Below are 25,307 nucleotides of genomic sequence, written 5' to 3'. Positions count from 1 at the left end.
GGCGCTGAACCAACGCCGCTCCAGCCGCGTCGCAGCGCTCCCGCGTACACTCGCTCGCATGCCCGCCGCCCGTGCGCGCCTGCGCCACGGGTGCTTGCCCCATGAATGAGCCTGATCTCTCCTACCTGCTGCGCAAATCCGATCCGGCTGCGTATCCGCCGCAAGCACAGGACTGGCCGGTGTCAGAGCGCCGCAACCTCGACGCTCGCCCCGCCGGCTCTGTCGCGAGCCTGATCGCGGAGCTGCGCAAATCCCAGGCCGAACTGAAGGCGCAAAACGAGGTGCTGCGCTACAGCCAGGCCGCAGCCGAGAGTGCATCCGAGCGTTTCGAAGCGCTGTTTGCCAGTGTGCCACTGGTACTCATGGTGATCGATGCACACGACATGGTGGTTCAGGCCAATCCCATGGCGCACCGCTCGTTTCAGCCAGGCGAAGGCGATCGCCCGCTGACTGCGCTCATGCCCTTTGTGGATGCTGCACACGCACAGCGCGTGCAGCACGCGTTTTCGCAGGCGGCGGCGCAAGGACATGCCGAAGCAACCGAAGTCGTATTTCGCATTGGCGAGACCACGCACATCACGGGCGACCTGCACATCGCGCGCATCGAGACGCCACAGGAGAACAATCTCTCGCAATACCAGTTCCTCTGCGCCCTGGTAGACCAGGGGCCGCTGCTGGCCGAGCGCCGCGCCTTGCAACAAAGCACAAGAGAGCTTCAACAGCGCAACGAACAGCTCTACGCTGGTGAAAAGCGCCTGGCGGCCGTGATCAACTCAGCGCTCGACGCCATCGTGTGCGTGGACCGGCACCAGCGCATTACCGTGTTCAACCCCACGGCTGCCGCGCTGTTTCAGTGCGCGGTCAGCGACGCCCTGGGAAGCCCGCTCGAGCGCTTTCTGCCCAAGGCGGCCGAGGCGCTGTTGTTTGCACCGCTCACCACACAGGCCCTGCTGGGTGAAATGACGGCGCGCACCGCAAGCGGACACGAACTGGCCGTGGAGGTGAGCGTCTCGTTCGAGCAGCACGCCGACGGCGAGACCACCACTGTGTTTGCCCGTGACCTCACGGCGCGCAAGCGTGCAGAGGAGCGGCGTGGCGAACTGGAACTGCAACTGCGCGAATCGCACAAGATGCAGGCCATCGGCACCATGGCCGGCGGTATTGCGCACGACTTCAACAACATCGTCGGGGCTATTCTGGGCAACGTGGAGCTGGCGCGGGCGGATTGCCCACCAGACTCTCCTGTGCAGGAAAGCCTGCGCGAAATCGCCAAAGCCGGCCGCCGCGCCCGCGACCTGGTGCGCCAAATCCTCACCTTCAGCCGCAACGAGCCACCTCGGCGAACACCGGTTCGCCTGGAGGCGCTGCTGCACGACACCGAGCGTCTGCTGCGGGTCACGCTACCGCCCACGGTTGAACTGCAGGTGCGCGCGTCCAGCGCCCTGCCCCCCATACTGGCCGATGCGACACAGGTCGAACAGGCCGTTCTCAACCTGTGCACCAACGCCATCCAGGCGATGACCGGGCGCCGCGGCCACGTCACGGTACAAGCCCACCCGGCCCAACCCGATGCCCGCGTTCGCGAGCGCCTGGGTCTCGCAGCGGGCCGCTATGTGGCCATCATCGTGCACGACAATGGCCCGGGCATCGATGCAGATACGTTGACGCGCGTGTTCGAGCCGTTCTTCACCACCAAGCCCGTGGGCCAGGGAACAGGGCTCGGTCTTGCCGTCGTGCATGGCGTGATGCGCGCCCACGGAGGCGCTGTGGATGTGCGCGCCACCTTGGGCGAAGGAAGCTGCTTCACTCTTTACTTCCCCACAGCCGAAGACGAGGCACAGGCGCCTGAGTTCGTTGCCAGCACCCCCGCGCCGCTGGTGGCCGAGGCGTCGCGCACGGGCACTCCTCACCATGTCATGTACGTGGACGACGACCAGGCGCTGGTCTTTCTGGTGCAGCGCCTCCTGCGCCGGCGCGGTTACCAGGTGAGCGGATTCACCGATCCGCGCGGCGCCCTCGCGGCCCTGGCGGAAGCGCCCTGGAAATACGACCTGCTGGTGACCGACTACAACATGCCGGGCTTTTCCGGGCTGGACCTCTTGCGCGAGGCGCAAAGGCTGCGGTCCGATCTGCCGGTTGCATTGGCCTCTGGCTACGTCACGCAAGAGATCGAAGAAGCGGCGATCCGCGCTGGCGCGCGCGCGCTGGTGCACAAACCCAACGACGTCGAAGAACTCTGCACCACCGTGCAGCGCCTGGTGCGTGGCGATGCCTGAACCGCAGGCGCCACCGCCAGACGTGGTCGCCATATTCGCTGATGCGGATCTGCTGGTGCTGGAGAAGCCTTCCGGCCTGCTGTGCGTGCCAGGGCGCGGGCCTGACAAAAGCGACTGCCTGAGCCAGCGTGCCAGTCAGCGCTGGCCGGGCGCACTGGTGGTGCATCGCCTGGACCAAGCGACCTCTGGGCTGCTGGTGATGGCACGCAATCCCGAGGCGCAGCGCCTTCTGTCGGCCGCATTTGCCGAGCAGCGGGTTCACAAACGCTACCAGGCCATCGTGCACGGAAGACCGCACGGCGGGCCCGCAGCGCAAGCGGATGGCGGCTGGAACACCATCTCCCTGCCCATCGCCGCAGACTGGCCGCGCCGCCCGCTGCGCGTCATCGACCACGCACTGGGCAAAGCCAGCCAAACCCAGTGGCGCATCCTCGGACCGGCCCAAGGTAGCGATGCCACTCGGCTGGAACTCGCACCGCTCACAGGGCGCACGCACCAGCTGCGCGTGCACCTGTCGGCCATCGGCCACGCCATCCTGGGTGATGCCTTGTACGGCGACGCGGCCAGCGCCCCCCGATTGCTGCTGCATGCCACGCGAATGGCTTTCGCGCATCCGCGAACCGCGGAACCACTGCAGTTCACCTCGGCGCCAGAGTTTTAGGTGTTTTCGGCCTCTACCGCTTACCAGGTAAGCGGTTCCAGATATCAATTTAGTAGCAGTAAGGGATGGACTCAGGCACCACCATCGCCCAGTGGCAATAGCGACCGCTGGCTGGCAAAAAACCTGGCTTCCCCCGTCAAGGGGTCGGTGAAGGCCAGCGAGCGCGCGAGCAACTGCAAGGGCCGAGACCAATCGCCCTCCGGCGGGTCGTTCACTTCGGGGTAGAACGCGTCGTTGCGCAGCGGCAGACCAAGCGCCGCCATGTGCACGCGCAACTGGTGGCGTCTGCCCGTGACCGGCCGCAGGCGGTAACGTGCCCAATCAGTGCCCGTCTCCAACACATCGATATGCGTGAGGCTGTTGGCCGGACCGCTTACCTCGTGCATGCGAAAAAACTGCGGGCTTTCCTCAAGGCGGCTGGCGCGCTCACGTGGCGGCGTCCCGTGCGGCCAGATGGGCGCAATGGCCTCGTATTCCTTGTCGATACAGCGCTCGCGAAACAACGCCTGGTAGGTGCCACGTGTGGCCTGCTGCACCGAAAACAGGACCAGGCCCGCGGTGTCCCGGTCAATCCTGTGCAGGGGCGAGAGCTCACTCAAGCCGTAGGCCCGCTTGAGCCTCACGAGCAGGCTGTGGTGCAGATAGCGGCCCGAGGGCGTGACCGGCATGAAGTGCGGCTTGTCGGCCACCAATAGGTGGGCATCGCGGTACACCACGACTTCTGCGTCCGGCGGTCGGGGCTCGCTCGCCAGGCTGCGGTAGTAGAACAACCTGAGACCGGGTACAAACAAACTTACAGGGAGCACCGTTTGACCGTGCTCATCCACGACTTCCCCCGCCGCCATACGCCGTTCCCAGTCGGCACGGGAGACCTTGGGAATGCGATCGCAGAGAAAATCCAACGCCAATCCATGCCCTTTGGAAGGCAGCACCACACAGCTCGGGCTCACACCATCGCGCATCGGCAGTACAGCTGGGCGGCGGTTTTTTTGCATGGCGTTGGGTAGATAGGCCTGTCGGGGGCCGAAAAATTGTAGCCCTGCGGCGGCAAGGAACGGCCAATCACCCGCTTTCTTGGTATCTCTCCGCAAAATCGGTAAAAACCCCAGTGTGCAGTCCCTATCCCGTAGATCACTATCGAGAGAGGAATTCCGCTTTTTCAAGGATCCCGGCTTCATGCCAGATACCCCCACCGACTTACGCTCCGCCATTTTCTCCAAAACCACCACCGGGCAGCAAGAAATCGCCTCGCGTTCGCTGGGACTCAGCCCCTTGGCGCGGCGGCTGCTGGTGCTGATTGACGGACGCCGCACCGGACACGACCTGGAGCCCTTTGTGGCCGGGCACGAGCTTGCGCAATACCTGAACGAACTCCTTGACCGCGACTGCGTAGAAATGAAGGCTGTGCTGCCAGCGAAGGCCTCCCCGGCAACCGGCTCTGCGGCCGAGGCATCCATGCTTGCTCCTGCCTCCACCGACTGGCTGGCCGTTTTGCCACCAGCAGAATCGCGCAGCGCCAAGGAAATGGAAATGGCGCGCAATTTCATGACCAATACCGTCAACAACATCTTCGGACACCACAACCGTATCAGTCTGATCGAGTCGATCTACAACTGCAAGAGCAGCAGTGAATTGCGCGAGGTGTACCACGCTTGGGCCCAGGCACTGGAATCCAATTCAATAGGTCACAAGCGCCTGCCAGAACTGCGAGAAAAACTTTTTGCAGTGCTGTAGCAGTATGTTCTGCTTGCCTGCGCAATACATGAACGACGGGGTATAGCGGTCTTGATGTAGGACAAGGGCGGCAAACCTCGCCCACGCGCCAACTCCTGCTGGGGCCGCCGTAGCATAGCGGGCCTATGGTCACCATCGACCCCCCAAGCGCTCCGCCGTCACCGCAACGCCCTGCCCTGGCACGCCTCCTTTGGCTGCGCGCTGCGCTTGTGCTGTGCGCGGCCACCTTGGTGTTTCCGTTCGCCACGCTGCTGGCGGTACACCTGATCGACTGGAACCGCGCCAGGCCATGGATCAATGAACAGGTCAGTACAGCCAGTGGCCGGCATTTTGAAATCAAGGGAAATCTTGAGGCCCACTGGATCTGGCCCCAGCCCCTGGACACCGGGTGGCGCCACTGGGTTCCGGGACTTCTGGTTCAGGCAAGGGATCTGGAACTGGCCAATCGCAAGCATTTTGGCGATCTTGGCTCCCTGGATGCGCCAAGCACGCACTCCCAGCCACCCTCCCTGGCCCCACCTGCCCGCAAGGATGGGGCTGCCGACACACAACCGCTCATGGCGCAAGTCAAGCAAGCCAGCGCAAGCCTGCGGCTGCTGCCCTTGCTGGGACGCGTGGTGTTGATCGACACGCTGATGCTCTCTGCCCCCGACATAGCGCTTGCGCGCAAGGAAAATGGCGAAAACAACTGGACTTTTCCCCGCCAGACGCAGGAAGCCGATACGGCACAGCCCAATCCCTGGAGAGTAGACGTGCGACAGCTGGGGCTTACCCAGGCCCGCCTCTCGTACGCCGACCAAATGCAGCAGCTGGCGCTGCGCGCCGCCATTGAAGAGCAAGACAAAACGGCATCGACTGACGAGGACAGTGCCCGCTATGGGCTGCGCGTCGAGATGAGCGGCAAGTTCCGCAATGCGAAACTTAAAGGCTGGGGACGTGTGGGGCAGTTGCTGTCACTGCGCGATGCATCAGTGGACTACCCCGTGGACTTCGAAGTGCGTGCCGGGAACACGCGCGCGCAGGCGCGAGGCACTGTGTCCAACCCCCGCAAGCTCTCTGGCGTCGATTTGCAGGTGCAGCTCGAGGGCGACTCCATGGCCGATCTCTACGGGCTGACAGGGCTCGTGCTTCCCAATACGCCACCTTATAAGACCAGTGGCCATCTGGTCGGCAGCCTGGAGCCAGAACACGCAACGTGGGATTACGAGGACTTCTCCGGCACCGTGGGCGAAAGCGACCTGGAAGGGCATCTCACCTACACCTCCGGGCAACCTCGGCCGCATTTGAGGGGGCAATTGAAGTCCAAAAAACTCCGCTTGGCGGATCTCGGCCCCATCATTGGCACGACCCAAAGCACAGAATCAGACAAAAAGGAAACTGCCCGCCCCGGGAAGGTTCTGCCCAACACCAAATTCGCAACAGATCGCTGGGTGGCAATGGACCTGGACATCGCCTTTCTCGGCGAAAAATTGTTGGGCCCATCGTCTCTGCCCTTGGACAACCTGAGTATGCGTGCCACCCTCAAGAACGGCACATTGCACCTGAACCCCTTGCGCTTCGGCGTAGCCAAAGGGCGGATTGATACCCAAGTGGACCTTGATGGCCATACAGACCCTCTGAATGCCCGCATTCATGCGACGGTGGACGGCCTTAAACTGTCTGCGTTGTTTCCCAAAGTGGCATTGATGGACAAGAGCCTCGGTCGTATGGACGGCGCATTTGCTCTGGCAAGCAGGGGGGACTCCATTGCCAGCATGCTCGCGAGCAGCTCTGGCGAGGCGCGCCTGTATGTGCGTGACGGCACACTAAGCAAGCAGCTCCTGGATCTGGCCGCGCTCAACTTGGGCAGCGTAATTGTCACCAAGCTGTTTGGCGCCGACAAGGAAGTGAAACTGCGTTGCGCCATGGCGGACTTTGGCATCAAGAACGGCATGGCCCAAACGCGCTCGGTCAAATTGAGCACCAACGAGGCGGTAGTCGAGGCGGTCGGAACGGTTGACTTTGGGCATGAATACATCAACCTGCGTGTCAAACCTGAATCGTTGCAATGGAAATTCTTCTCGCTGCGTACGCCACTCACCGTACGCGGCCCCTTCATCGATCCCAAGGTGGGATTTGAGGCAGGCCCCTTACTGGCTCGTGCTGGTGCTGCAATCGTCGCCGCGGTCGCGGCCCCCACCGCCCTGGCACTTGTGCCCATCACGGTTCCAGCGGCAGAAGACGACGCCGAATGTGCCCAGCTGCTTGCCCACGCCGATAAGGCGGTCAAGGCGGGGCCAGAAGGTGCGAAGCCCAAGCCAATAACCCATGCACACAAATATTCGGACCACCGTTAGCCGTTAGCCGTTAGCCGTTAGCCACTTGCCCTGGACTGCATGCACAACGTGCAGTGCCCACCACGGACAAGGCTTCGGGGCGGCTGACCCGCATGCGAGCGCTCGTCAGCCAAACGGTTTCTGGTTCGTCGCCCATACGACGGGATGAGAGGGGCACAACCAGCGCCATGGGTGCCTTGCAAGTGCTGGTGCCGCTCTGGCACAGCACTCAGGGGGCGTGCAACGCAGTAGTGCTGACCACTATGCCGTCCTGATCGGCATACAGCCAATCACCAGGACGCACCGATACCCCAAGCACTTGAATCGCGACATCGCGCTGCCCTTCGCCACGTTTGGTGGTTGGCAGGGGCATGAGGCCGAGGGCGCAAATCCCCACTGACGCAGCCGCCAGTTCTGCTGCATCGCGCACACAGCCGTCGACCACGACGCCGGCCCACCCATTCGCCGCAGCCGCCGCCGCCAGGTTGCCCCCCACAAGAGCGCGGCGCAGCGAGCCACCACCGTCGACCACCAAAACGCGGCCCTCGCCGGGCGTGTCGAGCGCCGCCTTTACCAAAGCATTGTCTTCAAAACATTTGACTGTGCTCACAGGCCCGGCGAATACGCGCTTGCCTCCGAACGATGACAAGCTCGGAGGCAGCACGCGAAAAGCGCCGCTGTCGTCTGTCTTGCGCAGGTCGCAGAAGTCGCAGGTTGAAAAAAATGGGAAAGGGGACATTGCAGCGTCTGCCATGTGTCGGGTTCCAAGCGAAAGTCAGGTGCGCATGTGGATTTTTCGGCAATCGTCTGGTCGTTCGCCATTGGGCACAGGACAGCGATTGACCTCGAAAGGTGAAAACGAGAGCAAGGTGGTCAATGCGCTGGATGCAATCGTCATTGCCCAAAACAGGAAGAACGCCAGCGTGTACACGCCCTGGCGAGACAATCCAAGCGGCTCACCAAACCAGTGCAGATCACTCGGATCGACCATGGCAAAAACCAGCATTTCGAGCAGGCCCGCGACCAAAAAGGCGGGCCATGCAATCCACATCAGGCGTTGGGTCCACATCTGCTTGCTTCCTCTAAAGGTGATTGGGCGCAGCGATTTCAGCGCGGTACGTCTTCAGCCGGTGTTGCCGCATGGTTGCGCCCTTTCATCGCAGGGGCAAGGCTGTGCTCCTGTGCGGTGAGCGTCTTGTTGATGGCCATGCCATGCTGGTAGTAGTTTTCATCGATCACCGGATCCGGCGTTCGAATGGCCAGCCACAGGGTGACAAACGATGCCACCACGACGACGGCAGGTCCACCAAAAATGAGCCAGACAAAGCCAAATTTCCACCAGGGTTGGGGCTTGGAAGAATCAGCAGAAGGAGCGGATGGGTTGATCATGAGGGTCAATCAGGGAGGTAGGCGGCACCGACCATGGCTGCGAATTCAGTCTGATCAGCGTGGCACCAGAAAAACCGATTTTTCGCGGACATGCGCATTCGTGCCAATGGCTTCAATATCAAAATGCACTGGGTGAGATCCAGGCTCGGCCGAGCCATAGGGAATGCGCAGATTAACCGGCACCCAACGCGACTGCGCAGCCTCAATTTCGAATTCGGGCTCCGAGGCCAACTCCAGCCCATCGAGCCCCGCGGCACTGATGCGGTAGCGGTGCGTGGTTTCGGTGGCGTTCATGATCTGAAGTCGATAAATATTCTCAAGCTTTCCCCCTGCCACGATACGCGACAGTGCAGCCCTGTCCCGCACCACATCGACCTTCAACGGAGTGCGCATGATGAGGCTTGTCAGCATGCCCACGCACAGCGCCACCAGAATACCAGTGTAGATGAGCACGCGCGGGCGCAGCACGTGGCGGAAAATCTCCGCCTTGCCCCAGCCTTTGACCACGGCGTTCTGCGTGGAAAACCGGATCAACCCGAGTGGATAGTGCATCTTGTCCATCACGCTGTTGCACGCATCCACGCACAGACCGCAACCGATACATTCGTATTGGAGGCCATCACGGATATCAATGCCCACGGGGCAGACCTGGACGCACAAAGTGCAATCAATGCAATCGCCCAGCCCCTTGGCCTTGTAATCCACCGTCTTGACGCGGGGACCACGCGGCTCGCCACGTGCTTCGTCGTAGGTGACGATCAGTGTGTCCTTGTCGAACATCGCACTCTGGAAACGTGCGTACGGACACATGTACTTGCACACTTGCTCGCGCAAGAAGCCGGCATTGCCATACGTTGCGAACCCATAGAACAGCACCCAGAACACTTGCCAGCTTCCCTGGAGCGCCAGCAGCTCGATACCCAACTGGCGAATGGGCACGAAGTAGCCGACGAACGTGAAGCCTGTCCATAGCGAAATCAGCACCCACAGTGCTTGCTTGAGCGATTTTTTCCAGACTTTCTCGGCCGTCCACGGACCGTTGTCGAGTCGCACGCGGGCGCTGCGATCGCCCTCGACCTTGTGCTCGATCCACATGAATATTTCGGTGTAGACCGTTTGTGGACAAGCAAAGCCGCACCACAAGCGACCGGCCACTGCGGTGAACAGAAACAGCGACAACGCGGAGATGATCAGCAAGCCCGTCAAATAAATGAAGTCCTGCGGGTACAGCACCAGGCCGAACATATAGAAACGGCGCGCGCCCAAGTCGAACAGCACCATCTGTCGCTGTCCCCACTCCAGCCACGGCAGACCGTAGAACACGGCCTGGGTGAGAAACACCAGGGCCCAGCGCCACCGCGCGAAAAACCCACTAATTGAACGTGGGTAAATCTTCTTCTGCGCCTCGTAGAGAGAAGACACAGAGTTCTGTGCAGATGGCTCCGATGCCACTGGGGCAATCGGGATGACCTTGCGAGGCTTATCGCCTGGGGTATTCATGGAAAACTGCTTTAGAAATTCAGCACATCAGAACGAAAGTGCCACGTACAAAGAAATTTCAGACCCTCGGGACAATTCCCCTGGTTGCAGCGATCGGATACCGACCCCGGAAACCAGGGAAATCCGCAGGGTCATTGTGCAGCTTTGGGCCGGTTCGACAGACCCCACACGTAGGCGGTCAACACCCGTATTTGTGGCTCGGTGAGCTTACTGGCCTGCGCGGGCATCTCATTGGTTTTCCCATTGTTGACCATGGCAGTGATGGCGGCCTCGCCCCAACCATGAAGCCAGATGTCGTCCGTCAAGTTAGGCGCTCCGATCACCTGGTTGCCCTTGCCGTCCATGCCGTGGCAGGCAGCGCAAGCAACAAACTTGGACTTGCCTAGCGATGCGCGCACCGAATCGTGCGGGCTGCCAGAGAGGCTGAGCACGTAATTCGCCACATTGCGCACGTCGTCCGCCGTACCGACCGCCGCAGCCATAGGCGGCATCATGCCAATCCGGCCATTGTGGATCGTCTCACTGATGTTTTCTGGCAGTCCACCGTGCAACCAATCCTTGTCCGTGAGATTAGGAAAACCCTTGCTACCGCGGGCATCAGAGCCATGGCACTGCGCACAGTTGTTCATGAATAGGCGCTCGCCAATGGCCATGGCCGGTGGGTCACCCGCCAGTTGCTCCGTCGTCAAAGAGGCAAACCGTGCATACACAGGAGCGATCTCGGCCTCGCCCTTTTGCATTTCCTCCTGGTATTCCTTGACTTCGGTCCAACCCAGCTTGCCGGCGAAATTTCCCAACCCAGGATAAAACGCCAAGTAGCCCAGGCCGAAAACGATGGTGATGACAAACAGCCACATCCACCAGCGCGGCATGGGGTTGTTCATCTCTGTCAGGTCCTCGTCCCAGACATGGCCGGTGGTGTTGTCGGTTGTGGCATCGACTTTCTTGCGGGCGGTGAACCACAGCAGCAGCAGGCAGCCGATGATCCCGGCCAGCGTCATGCCGGCGACGTAGATCGACCAGAAATTGTGGGTGAAATCGCTCATGGGATGTTCTCGTTTTCGGAGCTGATCGGATCAATCTTGTTCGAAGGGAAGGCGCGCCGCTTCTTCAAAGCGCTCGCGGTTGCGGCTGGAAAATGCCCATATGCCTATACCCAGAAAGCAGGCGAACGACAGCAGCGTGAACACGATGCGCAAGGTAGTGATATCCATGGTGTTCTCCTGCCGTTATTTGAGCGAGCGGCCCAGCACTTGCAGATAGGCCACGACGGCGTCCATTTCCGTCTTGCCCTTGACTTCGTTGGCTCCGGCGGCAATCTCCTCGTCGGTGTACGGAACACCTACTCTGCGCAGGGCTCTCATGTGCGGCGCAACATCTTGCGGATCGACCATGCCGGTATTGAGCCAGGAGTAGGCAGGCATGTTGGATTCAGGCACCACGTCCCGCGGGTTGTTCAGGTGGATGCGGTGCCATTCGTCGCTGTACTTGCCGCCTACGCGTTGCAGGTCCGGACCAGTACGCTTGCTGCCCCATTGGAAGGGATGGTCATAGACGAACTCACCCGCCACCGAATAGTGGCCGTAGCGCAGAGTTTCCGCACGGAAAGGCCGAATCATTTGCGAGTGGCAGTTGTAGCAACCCTCGCGCTGATAAATATCACGGCCCATCAGTTGCAGCGCCGTGTAGGGCTTGAGTCCCTTGATGGGCTCGGTCGTGGATTTCTGGAAGAACAGCGGCACGATTTCCACCAGGCCGCCCACCGCAACCACCAGAACGATCAGCACGATCATCAAGAAGTTGTTGGTCTCGATGCTCTCGTGCGAGAAGCCTTTGGATACTTTGTTGGTATGTGACATGAATCAATCCTCAAAACTCAGGCGTGGGCGGGCTTGAGGGCCGGTATCGCCACCGTGGAGGAGCGGCCGGAACTTACCGTCAGCCAGACGTTCCAAGCCATGATGAGCATGCCGCTGAGGTACAGCAGTCCGCCGATCACCCGAATCACATAGAAGGGATAGGTGGCCTTGACACCCTCGACGAAGGTATAGGTCAACGTGCCATCCGCGTTCACTGCACGCCACATCAGGCCTTGCATCACCCCGGAAATCCACATGGACGCGATGTAGAGCACGATGCCGATAGTGGCAAGCCAGAAGTGGAGTTCAATGGCCTTGACAGAATGCATCTTCTCGCGACCGAACAGGCGTGGAATCAGGTAGTAGAGCGAGCCGATGGTGATCAGTCCCACCCAACCAAGTGCACCCGAATGCACGTGGCCGATCGTCCAGTCCGTGTAATGCGAAAGCGCATTGACCGTTTTGATGGCCATCATCGGACCTTCAAAAGTGGACATGCCGTAGAACGACAACGAAACGATCAGGAAGCGCAGGATGGGGTCTTCACGCAGCTTGTGCCATGCGCCCGACAGCGTCATCATGCCGTTGATCATGCCGCCCCAACTGGGAGCCAGCAGAATCAGCGAGAACACCATGCCGACCGACTGCGTCCAGTCAGGCAGGGCCGTGTAGTGCAGGTGGTGCGGGCCCGCCCACATGTAGGTGAAGATCAGCGCCCAAAAGTGGACGATCGAGAGGCGGTAGCTGTACACAGGCCGGTTCGCCTGCTTGGGAATGAAGTAGTACATCATGCCCAAGAAGCCCGCCGTGAGGAAGAACCCGACCGCGTTGTGGCCGTACCACCACTGAACCATGGCATCCTGCACGCCGGCATAGGCCGAGTAGCTCTTCATGAAGCCGGCGGGCACTTCCGCGCTGTTGACGATGTGCAGCAGTGCCACCGCCAGAATAAAGCTGCCGTAAAACCAGTTCGCCACGTAAATGTGGCGCACCTTGCGTATGCCGATGGTGCCAAAGAACACGATGGCATAGGCTACCCATACGATGGTGATGAGGATGTCGATGGGCCACTCAAGCTCAGCATATTCCTTGCTGGTGGTATAGCCCAACGGAAGGCTGATGGCCGCAGCAAGAATCACCAGTTGCCAGCCCCAGAAAGAAAAGGCCGCCAACGGCCCACCAAACAAACGCACCTGGCAGGTGCGCTGTACGACGTAATAACTGGTCCCCATCAGTGCACAGCCACCGAAGGCAAAGATCACCGCGTTGGTGTGCAGTGGGCGCAAACGCCCGTAGCTAAGCCAGGGTATGCCGAAGTTCAGCTCTGGCCAAGCCAGCTGGGAGGCGATAAACACGCCGACCAGCATGCCGACCACGCCCCATACGACGGCCATGATGGAAAACTGCCGGACAACGGTGTCGTTGTAATAGCCGGCATTTGCTGTGGTTGAAGGAGTCATCAATTACCTCTGGAAGTCTGCAAAAATATTAACCGTGCTGTAAGTAATGTTTTTGACTAACGTCAATTCTCTCGAAGAATGCGCTCCGCTTCCTGGTCGATATTTTCGAACTGGCCACGATAGACCGCCCACCAAAGACCGAGCAGCACGAGCAGCACCAAACCTACGGACAGCGGGATGAGCACATACAAAATATCCATGGAAGTTCCTTGAAGATCAGGCACGCATCTGCGCATGGACGAGGGAAGTGCATTGCGCCTGTGTCTCTACCAGTGGCGCGAGCGGCGGCATGGCACGCGCCAGGCGCGCCGCGTTGAGCACCACCAACAAGGAGCTTGTGGCCATGCCCAGGCCAGCGAGCCATGCCGGCATCCACCCAGCAATGGCCAGCGGAACGCACAAGGCGTTGTAGCCAGCCGCCCACCAAAGGTTTTGCCGCACCACACGCAGCGTCTTGCGCGCCAGCACGATGGATTGCGCAATCAGACGCAACTGCCCACCCAGCATCACGAAATCGGAACGCAAGCGCGCCAGCGGCACAGCGCTGCCGAAAGCGAAGGAGACGTGGGCAGCGGCGAGCACGGGGCCATCGTTCAGCCCGTCACCCACCATGGCGACGCGATGCCCGTTTGCCTGCAAGGCGCAAAGCGCAGCCAGTTTGTCGGCCGGCGTGCAATCGCCCCGCCAATTGGCAATACCCGCCCGCCGCGCCACGCGGCCTACCGATGCAGACCGATCGCCCGAAAGCACCTGTACTGCAATACCGGCTTGTGCCAACGCACACAGCGACAACCCGGCATCACCGCGCAATTGCTCGTCCAATTCAAAACGTGCGCTCACGCGACGCGAAACTGCGTCTTCGGCCCAGCCCATGCACACCTGCACGCAGTCACGCTCAGGCAACGCCACGCCCACATGCTCGGCAGAGCCCAGCAGCAGCGTCCGCACTGGACCGGTGCCACCGATAGTCCGAACTTGCGCGCTGAGGCCCCGCCCCGGTATTTCGACAACCTCGCTCACGTCCCAAGACGGAGCGCCTTGCGGCAAGGCTTGCTCCGCAGCCGCCACCAGCGCACGCGATACCGGATGCAGCGAGTGCCGCGCCAGCGCTGCCGCCAGCTCCAGCGCGGTTGAAGGCGACAAGCCGCCCGTCGCCTCGGTGTGGCGCAGCACCATGCGGTCGAGCGTCAGCGTGCCGGTCTTGTCAAACACCACCGTATCAACGCCAGCCAGGGTTTCAAGCGCCTGCAGATTGCGCACCAGAACGCCTTCGCGCGCCAAGGCACCAGCGGCCGAGAGCATGGCCACGGGGGTGGCCAGCGACAGTGCACAGGGGCAGGTGACAATCAACACCGATACCGCCACCATCAGCGCATGCTGCGGGTCGCGCGGCCACCACCACAGCAGCGCCGCCAGCGCTGCCAGCAGCACGAAAACCAAAAACGGCCGCGCCACACGGTCAGCCAACTGGGCCAGGCGGGGCTTTTGCAGCGAGGCGCTTTCCATCAGCGCGACAATTTCGCCAAAGCGCGTGTCGGCGCCCAAGCGAACGACTTCCATCTCCACGGCGGCTTCCAAGTTAATGCTGCCCGCACAAACCGATGCCCCCACGGTGCGCCAGCGCGGTGCGGACTCGCCGGTCAGCAAGGCCTCGTCCACCCGCGAGCTGCCGGCTGTCAAACGCCCATCCGAAGGGAACGCCTCTCCGGGCAGCACGCGCACCACGTCGCCTGCCACAAGGCGGCGCACCGGAACGCGGACAAAGCTGCCGTCGCCGCTGCGTCGCTCGATGCTGTCCGGCAGCCGGTTCATCACGGCTTCGAGCGCACCGGCAGTACGCTCACGCAGCCGCAGCTCCAGCCAACGCCCCGTCAGCAGGAAGAAGACAAACATGGTCAGTGAGTCGTAGTACACCTCACGCCCAAACAAGCCCTCGGGCTGAAAGGTGCCCAGCGTACTCACCCCGAACGTGATCGCCATGCCCAAGGCGACTGGCAGGTCCATGCTGATGCGGCGATGGTAGACATCTGCCAGGGCGCTGGAAAAAAATGGTCCGCAGGCAAACAGCACCACCGGCAAGGTAATGACCCAGGAGGCCCAGCGCAGCAGCGACTCCATTTCAACGCTCAGGTCACCAGGCTGCGCGATGTAGGCCGGCCACGCATACATCATCACCTGCATCATGCAAAAGCCCGCCACCAGCAAACGCCACAGTGCACGGCGGTTCTCGCGCACGCGCTGCTCGCGCGCTGCCTCATCCACCGCAGGAAGTGCGCGGTAGCCCGCCTTGCGCACGGCATTCAGCCATTGCGAAGGCCGCGTGGCATCCGCAGCCCACACCACGCGTGCGCGCTGGGTCGCGGCGCTGACATCGACCTGCGCAATTCCGGGGACCGCGCGCAGCGCGTCTTCTATGGTCAAGGCACAGGTTGCGCAATGCATGCCCTCGATGACAAGATGCGATTCCCAATGATTGCCTTCGCCTGCAGACTCCACCGGGCGGCCAAACGCAGGCCACTCCGCAGGGTCGTCGAGCAAATTTTCCACGCTGTGGAGCTGCTCGGCAGAGACACCTTGGGCTTGCGGCAGGGGTGCCGAAGTTGCTGGTGCCGAAAAACTCTTTGACATGGCGCAAGCTTAACCCACACTACTTTCATGGAATTGACTTGAATCAAGTCCGAGAGCGCACTCGGCGCCTACGCTGTGCCCATTGTTGTGTTCATCCAAGAGGCCTCTCATGTACCAGCGCATTCTCGTTGCCACCGATGGCTCCGATCTCTCCAAAAAAGCGGTGCAAAGCGCCCTGTCCCTCGCGGCTTTGACGGGCGCGACGCTGGTGGCGCTCAAGGTGGTGCCGCGCTACCCGCGCAGCTACATGGAGGGCGCATTGCCAGTGGACGCCCAGAACGTCAAGCAGATCGAAGCGCAATGGACCGCAAACGCCCAAACAACGGTAGACGCCATCAAGGCCGATGCAACCGCCCAGGGTGTGACGGCCAAAGCAGTGGTGGCCAAGTCTGATCTGGTGGCCGAAGCGGTGATTGCCGCGGCCAAGAAGCACAAGTGCGATCTGATCGTCATGGCCTCGCACGGCCGCAAGGGCATCAAGCGCCTGCTTCTGGGAAGCGAAACCCAGCATGTGCTGACGCATTCGCATATTCCCGTGCTGGTGCTGCGCTAGGGCAATTCTAAGGCGTCGCTGCGCCACTTGCGGGTGGCGAAATTTCAAGTAAAAATAGCTGCTAGCGCTTATAGGGTAAGCGTTAGCAGCTATTTTTTTGATAGTCTTCCACGCCGTACTGGCGTGCGAGTTCGCGCATCGCCTGCTGTGCCGGACGTGCCAGGCAACGCACCAGCCATTGCGCGCTCAGTGGGTGTGCTGCCAGCAGGGCGCGTGCCGGCATGGCCCAGGCGAGCACGCTGGCGACGCACAGGTCAGCCACGGTAAAGCGGGTACCGGCCAGCCAATCTCGGCCGCGCTCATGCTGAGTGCGCAGTTCCGCCTCCAGTACGGCAAGGGGGACGTTGAGGCGCCTTTCCGCAGCGGCCGCCAGATCGCTCTTGCGCTGGGCTTCTGGCATGACGCGCCGGTGCATGAGCACGGTCAGGGCATCTTTCTCCAGTTCGGTCACCGTCCAGAAACTCCAGCGCAAGGCCTGCGCGTCTTCCTCTGGCGTCACAGGGCTGATCCCCACGCCATCGGGCTTGCCGTGGTAGCGCGCAAGGTAGAGCGTGCAGGCCATGCTTTCCCACAGCACAACCTTGCCCTCTGGGCGTTCATCGACCAGCACGGGGATATGCCCGTTGGGGTTGAGCGTCCGAAATTCAGCGCTGCGCGTGGCGCCTTCCTGGTAACGCAGGGGTACATGGTCGTAGACGAGGCCCAGTTCCGTGGCGGCCCAGAGGGGGCGCACGGCGCGGGATGCGGCAATGCCGTAAATGGTCAGGGACATGGCACGTCTTTTGATGGGTGAAGGCCGTCCGTTCGCGAGGCACAAGGCACAGTCCCCTCTCCGTCGGCGGCAGCGAGTCGAGAATACCTGAGGGCCCACGCGCGCGCCCTGGCGCCACCACGCCGCGCTCTTGATGCAGCGCAATATCGACCAGCATCCGCACGGTGAGGCCGTTCAAACGCCCGCACGCCCACAGACAATACAGGCCCTGTGACTTTGCACCGCATCCCCAAACACCGCTACCGCGCGGCCAGCCTGCTTGCACTGCTGGCTGTGCTGGCGCAGCTGTGGATGGTGCAGCTCAGCCACCAACATCTGGCGGCGCAGGCATCGAACTGGCTGCAATGGGGGGAGGTTTGCAGCACGCACAGCCCCGATGCCCCGGCGCCAGACGACACCGGCCACCCCATGGGCATGGGCGGCGTGGACTGCCCGGTCTGTGCGGTGGCGGGTACGGGGATGGCGCCCGTATCGGCGCCCGCGGTCGTTGCCTTGTTCGCTGCGCCGGCAAGTTCTGCACCTGCCTGGCTGCGCGCTGCGCGTCTGCCTGCATTCGAGCGCGGCGTGCGGCCACCCGCGCAAGCACCTCCTGCGGCGCTGAGCTGAGTTTTCGGTTTTTCGGACGTGTTCCCACGCAGCCGCGCTGGGGGCACTTGGGCGCACACGCCCGCCTTTCCTTATTTTTCGAATGGATTCGCATGCACCCCCTTGCCTTGCTTTCACTGCGCTCACGCGCCTGGCCCACTGCCGCATTCCCCCTCCAACCGCTGTGCGCCCTGCTGGCTGCCCTGCCCTTCGCCTGTCTGGCGCAAGAAGCCTCCTTGCCTGCCGTAACGGTGCACGCCCCCCACCAGCAAGCCCCCGCAGTGCTGCCGGACCAACCCACGCCAGAGGCACTGGCTGCCCAGCGCGCCACCAGCGCCGATACCGCCAGCCTGCTGCAGAACATTCCGGGCCTGAGCCTGCAAAGTGCCGGTGGCATCTCCAGCCTTCCCAGCGTGCATGGCATGACGGACGACCGCCTGCGCATCCAGCTCGACGGCATGGATCTGGTGTCCTCTTGCGGCAACCACATGAACCCGCCGCTGTCGTATGTCGATCCTTCGCGGGTGTCTGCCGTGCGGGTGTTCACCGGCACGGCGCCGGTCAGCGTGGGCGGCGACAGCATTGGCGCCAGCATCCAGGTGGAGACGGCGCCCCCAGTCTTTGCCGCGCCCGGCCAGGGCCACCTCATGAGCGGTGAAATCGGCACCTGGGCGCGCAGCAACGGCAACGGCTTTGGCGGCCATGCCAGCGCCACCTACGCCACCGAGCAACTGAGCCTGCGCTACGACGGTTCAACCGCGCAGGCCGACAACTACTACGCCGCACGCGCCTTCAAGGCCGCCGGCCCGGCCGGTGCCGACAAGCCGGGCCGCATCCTGGCCGGCGACGAGGTCGGGTCGAGCAGCTACAAGGCACGCAACCAGTCACTCTCGCTGGCCTTTCGCGGCGACGCCAGCCTGTTGGGCCTCGAAGTCGGTATGCAGGACGTGCCCTACCAGAACTTCCCCAACCAGCGCATGGACATGACGCGCAACGACAGTACCCACGTGAACCTGCACTACCAGCGCAGCTTTGCCTGGGGAGAGCTGCAGGCGCGTGCCTGGCACGAGCAGACCCGGCATTCCATGGACTTCGGCCCAGACAAGCAGTATCGGTACGGCGTCGCCACCGGCATGCCCATGGACACGCGCGGCAGCACCAGCGGCGCCAAGCTCTCGGGTGACATTGCCCTGTCGGCGCAGGACACCCTGCGCGTGGGCGCTGAGGCCTTGCGCTACCGGCTCGACGACTGGTGGATGCCCTCGGGCGGCGGGATGGCGCCCGACATCTTCCGCAACATCGCCGATGGCCAGCGCGATCGTTTGGACGTCTACGGCGAATGGGAAGCGCGCTGGAGCCCCGCCTGGGTGAGCCAAATCGGCCTGCGCAGCAGCCATGTGCGCAGCAACAGTGGCGAGGTCCAGGGCTACAACGCGAGCTACGGCGCCGACGCGGCCGCGTTCAATGCCACAGACCGCAGCCGCAGCGACCAGAACCTCGATTTCAGCGCCCTGGCGCGCTACACACCCAACGAGAGCAGCAGCTACGAATTCGGCTTCTCGCGCAAGACCCGCTCGCCCAATCTGTACGAGCGCTTCGCCTGGTCCACGGGTGGCATGGCGATGCGCATGGTCAACCTGGCCGGGGACGGCAACGGCTACGTCGGCAACCTCAACCTGGCGCCTGAAACTGCCCACACGCTCAGCGCCACCGCCGACTGGCACGACGCCAGCGGCAAACGCTGGGGCGTGCGCCTGACGCCCTGGGTCAGCCAGGTAAACAACTACATCGATGCCGAGCGCTGCAGCGGAGGCAGCGGCATGATGAGCGTCTGCAACGCCGCCAACCTTGCGGCCCAGCAGAAATTCGTCTACCTGCGCTTTGCCAACGCCGATGCGCGGCTCTGGGGCATGGACCTCTCCGGCTTCCTCGACCTGGGCCGCAGCAACACGCTCGGCGATCTGCGCCTCGATGGCGCCATCAGCCAGGTGCGCGGGCACAACCAGGACACCGGCGACGGCCTCTACAACACCATGCCACTCCATGCACGCCTGGCGCTGACGCAGCAAAGCGGCGCCTGGAGCAGCACCGCCGAAGTGCTGCTGGTCTCGGCCAAGACGGGCATCTCGGCCGTACGCAATGAGCTGCCCACCGCCGGTTACGGTCTCTTGAACCTGCGCGCTAGCTACCAATGGCAGCAGTGGCGACTGGATATGGGCATCGACAATGTGGCGAACCGCTTCTACGTGCACCCGCAAGCCGGCGCCTACGTCGGCCAGGGCGCCACCATGGGCGGCACGGCAGTGCCTTGGGGCGTCAGCGTGCCGGGCATGGGGCGCTCGTTCAAGCTGGGCCTGACGATGCAGTTCTAAAACCACCCCATACGGAACTATAAAAATAATAGCTCTCTGCGCTTATGGTGATTGCGCTAGAGGCTATTTTGGCGTTAAATTTTTTACTCTGCCGGCGGTGCCGATGCACAGAGCTTGATACTGGCGTGTCCACAGTCGGGACATACCGGCTATTCTGGAAGCGTTGCACGCCACCGGGCGTCCACGCTTTCAGGAGAACCCCATGAGCCAAGAACTGACCACCGCCCAAATGAACGAACTGCGTGCCTTGCTGCTGGCGCGCCGCGCCGAGCTGCTGGTGCAAATGGAACAGAACCGTGAGAACCTGACGCCACCCAGCCAGGACGAAGGCGCCGTGCTGCAGCGCAACGTAGCGCGCGAAGTGGACCAGACGCTCACCGACATCGACGCCACCGATCTGGTGCGCATCGACCAGGCGCTCAAGCGCATGGACGAAGGCACTTACGGCGAGTGCGGGGAATGCGGCTGCGCCATACCCTTCGAGCGCCTGAAAATCGAACCGCAGACGCAGCACTGCGTCGCCTGCAAGTCGCGCTGGGAACACCAGCACACGGGCCGCTGAACCTTTGGCGGCTGGCTCTTTGGCATAGGAGGTGTTGCCATGAAGACCTTGAACTGCGTTGCTGCGTTGCTGCTGGGCTCCTTCGCGGTAGCGCCCACCTTGGCCGCCGGCCCACCCAGCGCGCCACCGGCAAGCGCCACGGCCCTCACCCCCACAGCCGATGGCAGCGGCGTGCTCGACCCACGCGCCCGCACCGTGTGGGCGCGCTGCGTCGAAGGCATGCAATGGAGCGGCAGCACCTGCACCGGCCGTGCCTTGCTGCTCACCCGTGCCGAGGCCACGGCCCGTGCCAAGGCCCGCAGCACGGCAGACGGGCATGCCTGGCGCCTGCCGCGCAGTCTGGAGCTGCGCCGGCTGGTGAACAAGCAGGCGACACCGCCAGGCGTGGATGCCCAGCTGTTCCCCGCTGCCCCAGGCGGCATGTACTGGTCCGGCACGGCCAATGTGCGCCAGCTCTCGGTGAACCCCTACAACTACGGCAACATCGAAAACGGCCTGACCAAGGGCGGCACTCGCCTGGCAGCGCTTGAAGGCTGGGCGGTAGACATGGACACTGGCGAAGCCTTTGGCGACATCTCGCGCGCCAGCAAGTTGCCGGTGCGGCTGGTGCACGGCGCGGACTGACCGGCCGGCTCTGCGCCCCGCTTGCCCGACAATCGCGCATGCCCTTTTTTTCCGCCGAACCTGCCTATCGCCACGGCACCCCGACACGCACCGCTGTGCTGCTGTGCAACCTGGGAACGCCCGACGCGCCCACGCCCGCAGCGCTGCGGCGTTACCTGGGTGAATTCCTCGCCGACCACCGCGTGGTGGAAATCCCCAAGCCGCTGTGGTGGCTGATCCTGCACGGCATCATCCTGCGCACCCGGCCCGCCAAATCGGCCGCCAAGTACCGCAGCATCTGGACCGACGGGGGCTCGCCCCTGGCCGTATGGACAGAGAAACAGGCCAAGCTGCTACGCGGCTGGCTGGGCGAAGCCGGCATTCCGGTGCTGGTGCGCCACGCCATGCGCTACGGCAACCCATCCATCGCCAGCCAGCTCGACGCGCTCAAGGCCGAGGGTGCCACACGCATCCTCGTACTGCCGCTGTACCCACAGTATTCGGCGACCACCACCGCCAGCGTGTTCGACGCGGTCTACGCCTGGGCCGCGCGTACGCGCAGCGTGCCCGAACTGCGCTTTGTCAACCATTACCACGACCATCCCGGCTACATCGACGCGCTGGCCAAAAAAATCGAGACCCATTGGCGTGAGCATGGCCAGGGCGAGCAACTGGTCATGAGCTTTCACGGCGTGCCCGAACGCACGCTGCACCTGGGCGACCCCTACCACTGCGAGGCGCGCAAGACGGCGCGCCTGTTGGGCGAACGGCTGGGTCTTGCAGAGACGCAGCTGCGCGTCACCTTCCAGTCGCGCTTTGGCAAGGCCAAATGGCTGCAGCCCTACACCGAGCCGACGCTCATCGAGTTGGCGAAAAGCGGTGTGCGCCGCGTCGATGTGGTGTGCCCCGGTTTCACCAGTGACTGCCTGGAAACGCTGGAAGAAATCAACCAGGAGGCGCGCGAAGCCTTCCTGCACGCGGGCGGCGAGCAATTCCATTACATCGCATGCCTGAACGACAGCCCGGCATGGATCACGGCGCTCTCCGACATTGCGCAGCAGCACCTCGCCGGCTGGCCGCTGCAACCGGCCAGCCCAGGTCTGCGCGACGCCTCGCGCGAGCGCGCCCTGGCCTGCGGCGCGCGCGACTGACCACGGGGCGGGTTCAACCCTCGGCGACAAGTGCCTGAAGCAACAGGCTGGCGATGCGCTGGCCGAGCGCCTCGCGCCGTGCATCCGGGCTGACGGCCAGCGCGGATGCCTTGGCCACTTCAGGAAAGCCCCGTGCCGGCGCCAGCGCCTGCACCACGGCTTGCAGTTCGGTCTGATCCCCACTCTGTGCCGCAATGGCCAGCCGCGCAGTCGCTGCGTGGCCGCGGCGCTCCAGAGCGCGCACCAGGCGCAGCAGGCTGTCCGCCAAGCCCAGCAGCACGGCGTCTTCCAGCGTGAGTTCCTCGACACCCTGCAGCTTGTGCCTGAGCTTGCGCGGCACCTGGCTCCAGCCCTGGCTGGCGATCCCGCCGACCGCAGCGCCCAGAGCCGTTGCCGCACCGAGTGACATGCCGGCCAGCGTGACATCGGCGGCGAGCCCGACGGCCGCACCCACCGCAGCCCCCGTTCCCAGTTTGCGTCCGGCGTCCTGCAGGGTTTGGGGGTGGAAAAGATCGGCTTGCCAGCGCCCGCTGGTCCAGGGAGACAGGGCCAGGTCGGCCTCATCCGGCCTAAAACCGTACACGCCCAGGATGGCCTGGACCACCTGCTGGGTGTGCCCGGCGAGGGATTTGCGAAACTGCGCCACCGCCTGCTCCCGGCCGGTGGGCGTTTCCAGCTCCGCACGGGCCACCGCCTGGCGCTGCGCCGCCGCGTGTACCAACAGGCGTGCCACCAGCATGGCCGAGGCCACGCGCCGCGCCTGTGCCTGGCGATCGAGCTCGGCGACCACGGCCTGCAGTTCAGCCTGGCGCGGCCGCAAGAGCACGCACAAATCCTGAAACAGCTGTCGCTCCGCACCCACAAAGGGCGCCACGGCGTCGAACTGCATCCATACGTGCAGGTTGAAGCCCGCCAGCACGTCGCGCCAGCCATCGGCCCGAGCTCCCGAAGCGGCAATGAAGTTGAGCACCGGCATCACCGGCCGCGCGCAGGCGCAGAGCAGCTCGATCTCGCTGCGGTATTTGGGCAACACGTCCTGGCGGCAATCGATGACGTACACCGCAGCGTCCACCTCCAGCATCTTGCGCAGCACCTTGGCTTCCTGCTCGTAGGCAGCGTGCGCCTCGGGGCCGGCAAGGAAAGCGCGCACGCGCTCCACCGGATTGGCAAAATCGCCGGGCAAACCCGCCATGTAGTGCTGCAGCGCCACAGCGTCTTCCAGGCCGGGGGTATCGAAGAAGCGCACCGCAGCGCGCCCGTCGACGTGCAGATCGATGCGCTCCACATGGCGCGTCGTACCAGGGCGGTCCGACACTTCGCCAAAACTCTGTTTGCGCGTCAGCGTGCGCAGCAGCGAGGTCTTGCCGACATTCGTGTGGCCGACCACCGCGATTTCTATCGGCTGGCTCATGGATGCGCCTCCACCCAGCGCGAAGCGTCGGCGAGGCCGTCAAAAACACTCCAGGCACCCAGCCCGCTGGCATCCATCCAGGCATGCCAGCGCTGCAGGCCCGTCGCACCCGCACCCGCACTTTCGCCCGCTTCGCTTGCGCTGCGTAGGCTCAGCGCCAGGGCGCAGTGGTGTGCCGACACAGCAGCTTCACGCAGAAAGCGCGCCACGCCGCGGTCGGGAGATGCCTCGGCGTCGCACACCACGACCAGAATCTTGGGCCGCAACTGGGCCAGGCGCGCATGCACCTCGGCTTGCTCTGCCATGCTGCCTGCAATGCGGGCCACGAATGACGCACCTTCCACCAAGGCTTGCGGTGGCCAGGGCACGCTTGCAGGCAACTCAAACCCCACGACGGCCTTGGCGGTGCCATACCCGGTTCTGTTGCGCATCGGTGCCACCATGTGCTCGGTGCCGGGTTCCTCCGCGTCGGTCACCTCGGCCGGCTCCAGCGCCTGCAAGCGCGCGAGCAACTGCTGGTAGTAGGGATCGGCGAGCGGCAGGCCCATCCGCCGCGCCGCCCGCCTGACCACCAACCAGCACCACAACGCGCACAGGGTGCGTGGCAACAGGCCGTACAGCGCCACGCAGGAGAGCAACCACCAGGCAGCCTCCCGGGCGGGCCACGCACCGGCGGTCTGGGCGCTATTCGCCAGCGTTGGAATGGGAACGCCCAGCCAGGCGGGCAAGGCCCCGGTCACGCGGGCAAACGCCGCAAACCAATCCGGGCCCAGGATGGTGGTTTCCCAGGTCAATCGGTACTCGCGAAAGGCGAAAGCGAACAGCAGACCGCCCAGCAGGAAGACAAAGCCCAGCGCCCAGACCGCATGGCTCACCAGGCCGAAGGCCCAGGGAGCAAGACGCTCACGCGCCAGCAGGCGCACGCCGGCGCGCACCAGTGGCGCTGCCTGTGGCCCACGCCAGAAGGGCAAGCGCAGCGCGAGCCCGGTCAACAGGCGCCCCAATGACAGCGAAGCGCCGGCCGAACTGCTGGCGGCACGCACCAGCCACACAGAACCCAGCCAGAACAGCAGCGTCAGCAGGTGCAGGCCCAGCGTGGAGACCAAGGCACTCGCCGCATTGATGCTGCGCCCATCGGTCAGTACGGCAAAAAGCAGGCCGTTGGCCAAGGCGAGCACGGCCGCTGCCGCCAACACGATCAGCAGCCAGGCGGCCTCGTGCCAGCACGTCAGTTGCGCCACCAGCCCAAGGCGCTCGCCCAGCAGCCAGGTGCGCTCATGCAGTTGTTCCCGCGGCGCGGCATGGCAGCGCTGCGCACGGGCCAGCTCCTGGGAATCGTCAAGCGGGCCATCCTGCTCGATCAGTTGCAGCGCCTCGGCCAGCCAAGCCGTGGCAAATGGCGAGTGCGCGACCCGTGTCATGCCGAAAATATGCGGGCGCCGCTTCCTGGCAGGGCAGCGGCCAGGCGATGTCGCG

General features: G+C 63.4%; 24 protein-coding genes. 10 read left to right on the top strand and 14 right to left on the bottom strand.

What is annotated here, in order from left to right; all coding sequences use genetic code 11:
* The first annotated feature begins 101 nt into the window (after positions 1-101).
* Positions 102-2,276 carry a PAS domain-containing hybrid sensor histidine kinase/response regulator gene (locus AC07ZH_RS02120; protein ID WP_495198349.1) on the top strand — a complete coding sequence of 725 codons (2,175 nt, stop codon included), beginning with the start codon at positions 102-104 and terminating at the stop codon, positions 2,274-2,276.
* The gene (locus AC07ZH_RS02115; protein WP_495198348.1) at positions 2,269-2,937 is read left to right on the top strand and encodes an RluA family pseudouridine synthase; all 669 of its coding nucleotides are present in this window, start codon (positions 2,269-2,271) and stop codon (positions 2,935-2,937) included. The genes AC07ZH_RS02120 and AC07ZH_RS02115 overlap by 8 nt, the downstream gene beginning before the upstream one ends.
* 71 nt (positions 2,938-3,008) lie before the next feature.
* Here the strand turns inward: AC07ZH_RS02115 and AC07ZH_RS02110 are convergent, their stop codons facing one another.
* Positions 3,009-3,932 carry a pseudouridine synthase gene (locus AC07ZH_RS02110; RefSeq protein WP_495198347.1) on the bottom strand — a complete coding sequence of 308 codons (924 nt, stop codon included), beginning with the start codon at positions 3,930-3,932 and terminating at the stop codon, positions 3,009-3,011.
* Between the two features lie 181 nt (positions 3,933-4,113).
* Here AC07ZH_RS02110 and AC07ZH_RS02105 point away from each other — a divergent pair, with 181 nt between their 5' ends.
* Together AC07ZH_RS02105 and AC07ZH_RS02100 are read left to right on the top strand one after the other, a co-directional pair.
* Positions 4,114-4,671 (top strand): hypothetical protein, encoded by a 558-nt coding sequence (locus AC07ZH_RS02105; RefSeq protein WP_119107934.1) that lies wholly within the window; start codon positions 4,114-4,116, stop codon positions 4,669-4,671.
* A 125-nt stretch (positions 4,672-4,796) separates the two neighbouring features.
* Positions 4,797-7,007, top strand: a complete 2,211-nt coding sequence (locus AC07ZH_RS02100; protein ID WP_495198346.1) for an AsmA family protein — start codon at positions 4,797-4,799, stop codon at positions 7,005-7,007.
* A gap of 208 nt (positions 7,008-7,215) precedes the next feature.
* Here the strand turns inward: AC07ZH_RS02100 and rraA are convergent, their stop codons facing one another.
* The 10 genes from rraA to AC07ZH_RS02050 form a co-directional block, all read right to left on the bottom strand.
* Complete coding sequence (gene rraA, locus AC07ZH_RS02095; protein WP_495198345.1) at positions 7,216-7,740, bottom strand: ribonuclease E activity regulator RraA; 525 nt, start codon at positions 7,738-7,740, stop codon at positions 7,216-7,218.
* Between the two features lie 21 nt (positions 7,741-7,761).
* A complete protein-coding gene (locus tag AC07ZH_RS02090) occupies positions 7,762-8,055 on the bottom strand; it encodes a hypothetical protein (protein ID WP_119107937.1) in 294 nt (97 codons plus the stop codon).
* A 38-nt stretch (positions 8,056-8,093) separates the two neighbouring features.
* Positions 8,094-8,375 carry a FixH family protein gene (locus AC07ZH_RS02085; RefSeq protein WP_119107938.1) on the bottom strand — a complete coding sequence of 94 codons (282 nt, stop codon included), beginning with the start codon at positions 8,373-8,375 and terminating at the stop codon, positions 8,094-8,096.
* Positions 8,376-8,429: 54 nt separating this feature from the next.
* Positions 8,430-9,875 (bottom strand): cytochrome c oxidase accessory protein CcoG, encoded by a 1,446-nt coding sequence (gene ccoG / locus AC07ZH_RS02080; RefSeq protein WP_495198344.1) that lies wholly within the window; start codon positions 9,873-9,875, stop codon positions 8,430-8,432.
* A gap of 131 nt (positions 9,876-10,006) precedes the next feature.
* Positions 10,007-10,921 (bottom strand): cytochrome-c oxidase, cbb3-type subunit III, encoded by a 915-nt coding sequence (gene ccoP, locus AC07ZH_RS02075; RefSeq protein ID WP_119107940.1) that lies wholly within the window; start codon positions 10,919-10,921, stop codon positions 10,007-10,009.
* Positions 10,922-10,951: 30 nt separating this feature from the next.
* Positions 10,952-11,089 (bottom strand): cbb3-type cytochrome oxidase subunit 3, encoded by a 138-nt coding sequence (locus AC07ZH_RS02070; protein WP_119107941.1) that lies wholly within the window; start codon positions 11,087-11,089, stop codon positions 10,952-10,954.
* A 15-nt stretch (positions 11,090-11,104) separates the two neighbouring features.
* Positions 11,105-11,734: a cytochrome-c oxidase, cbb3-type subunit II gene (ccoO, locus tag AC07ZH_RS02065; protein WP_119107942.1), complete on the bottom strand. Its 630-nt coding sequence runs from the start codon at positions 11,732-11,734 to the stop codon at positions 11,105-11,107.
* 17 nt (positions 11,735-11,751) lie between these two features.
* Positions 11,752-13,194, bottom strand: coding sequence for a cytochrome-c oxidase, cbb3-type subunit I (gene ccoN / locus AC07ZH_RS02060; RefSeq protein ID WP_119107943.1), 1,443 nt, complete (start codon positions 13,192-13,194; stop codon positions 11,752-11,754).
* 62 nt (positions 13,195-13,256) lie between these two features.
* Positions 13,257-13,394: a cbb3-type cytochrome oxidase assembly protein CcoS gene (gene ccoS, locus AC07ZH_RS02055; RefSeq protein WP_119107944.1), complete on the bottom strand. Its 138-nt coding sequence runs from the start codon at positions 13,392-13,394 to the stop codon at positions 13,257-13,259.
* A 16-nt stretch (positions 13,395-13,410) separates the two neighbouring features.
* Complete coding sequence (locus tag AC07ZH_RS02050; RefSeq protein ID WP_495198343.1) at positions 13,411-15,822, bottom strand: heavy metal translocating P-type ATPase; 2,412 nt, start codon at positions 15,820-15,822, stop codon at positions 13,411-13,413.
* 109 nt (positions 15,823-15,931) lie between these two features.
* Here AC07ZH_RS02050 and AC07ZH_RS02045 point away from each other — a divergent pair, with 109 nt between their 5' ends.
* Positions 15,932-16,375, top strand: a complete 444-nt coding sequence (locus AC07ZH_RS02045; RefSeq protein ID WP_495198342.1) for a universal stress protein — start codon at positions 15,932-15,934, stop codon at positions 16,373-16,375.
* 82 nt (positions 16,376-16,457) lie between these two features.
* Here AC07ZH_RS02045 and AC07ZH_RS02040 read toward each other — a convergent pair whose 3' ends face one another.
* Positions 16,458-17,147, bottom strand: a complete 690-nt coding sequence (locus AC07ZH_RS02040; RefSeq protein ID WP_495198341.1) for a glutathione S-transferase family protein — start codon at positions 17,145-17,147, stop codon at positions 16,458-16,460.
* A 210-nt stretch (positions 17,148-17,357) separates the two neighbouring features.
* Between AC07ZH_RS02040 and AC07ZH_RS02035 the strand changes: the two genes are divergently transcribed.
* The 5 genes from AC07ZH_RS02035 to hemH all read left to right on the top strand — a co-directional run bounded on the left by AC07ZH_RS02035 (position 17,358) and on the right by hemH (position 22,420).
* The gene (locus AC07ZH_RS02035; RefSeq protein WP_495198340.1) at positions 17,358-17,753 is read left to right on the top strand and encodes a DUF2946 family protein; all 396 of its coding nucleotides are present in this window, start codon (positions 17,358-17,360) and stop codon (positions 17,751-17,753) included.
* Positions 17,754-17,845: 92 nt separating this feature from the next.
* Positions 17,846-20,104 carry a TonB-dependent receptor gene (locus AC07ZH_RS02030; RefSeq protein ID WP_495198339.1) on the top strand — a complete coding sequence of 753 codons (2,259 nt, stop codon included), beginning with the start codon at positions 17,846-17,848 and terminating at the stop codon, positions 20,102-20,104.
* A gap of 202 nt (positions 20,105-20,306) precedes the next feature.
* Positions 20,307-20,666, top strand: a complete 360-nt coding sequence (locus AC07ZH_RS02025) for a TraR/DksA family transcriptional regulator (protein ID WP_495198338.1) — start codon at positions 20,307-20,309, stop codon at positions 20,664-20,666.
* 39 nt (positions 20,667-20,705) lie between these two features.
* Complete coding sequence (locus tag AC07ZH_RS02020; protein ID WP_495198337.1) at positions 20,706-21,290, top strand: Lcl C-terminal domain-containing protein; 585 nt, start codon at positions 20,706-20,708, stop codon at positions 21,288-21,290.
* A gap of 38 nt (positions 21,291-21,328) precedes the next feature.
* A complete protein-coding gene (hemH, locus tag AC07ZH_RS02015; RefSeq protein ID WP_495198336.1) occupies positions 21,329-22,420 on the top strand; it encodes a ferrochelatase in 1,092 nt (363 codons plus the stop codon).
* A 13-nt stretch (positions 22,421-22,433) separates the two neighbouring features.
* On the opposite strand, the gene AC07ZH_RS02010 is transcribed toward hemH, so the two are convergent.
* Positions 22,434-23,831: a GTPase/DUF3482 domain-containing protein gene (locus AC07ZH_RS02010; protein WP_495198335.1), complete on the bottom strand. Its 1,398-nt coding sequence runs from the start codon at positions 23,829-23,831 to the stop codon at positions 22,434-22,436.
* Positions 23,828-25,252 (bottom strand): DUF2868 domain-containing protein, encoded by a 1,425-nt coding sequence (locus AC07ZH_RS02005; protein ID WP_495198334.1) that lies wholly within the window; start codon positions 25,250-25,252, stop codon positions 23,828-23,830. Before AC07ZH_RS02005 ends, AC07ZH_RS02010 begins: the two co-directional genes overlap by 4 nt.
* Positions 25,253-25,307: the final 55 nt, after the last annotated feature.

It is taken from the genome of Simplicispira sp. GW247-4R2A (genome assembly GCF_059424465.1).
Note: the sequence above shows the minus strand (reverse complement) of the source record. Positions and strands in the feature narration are given on the sequence as shown.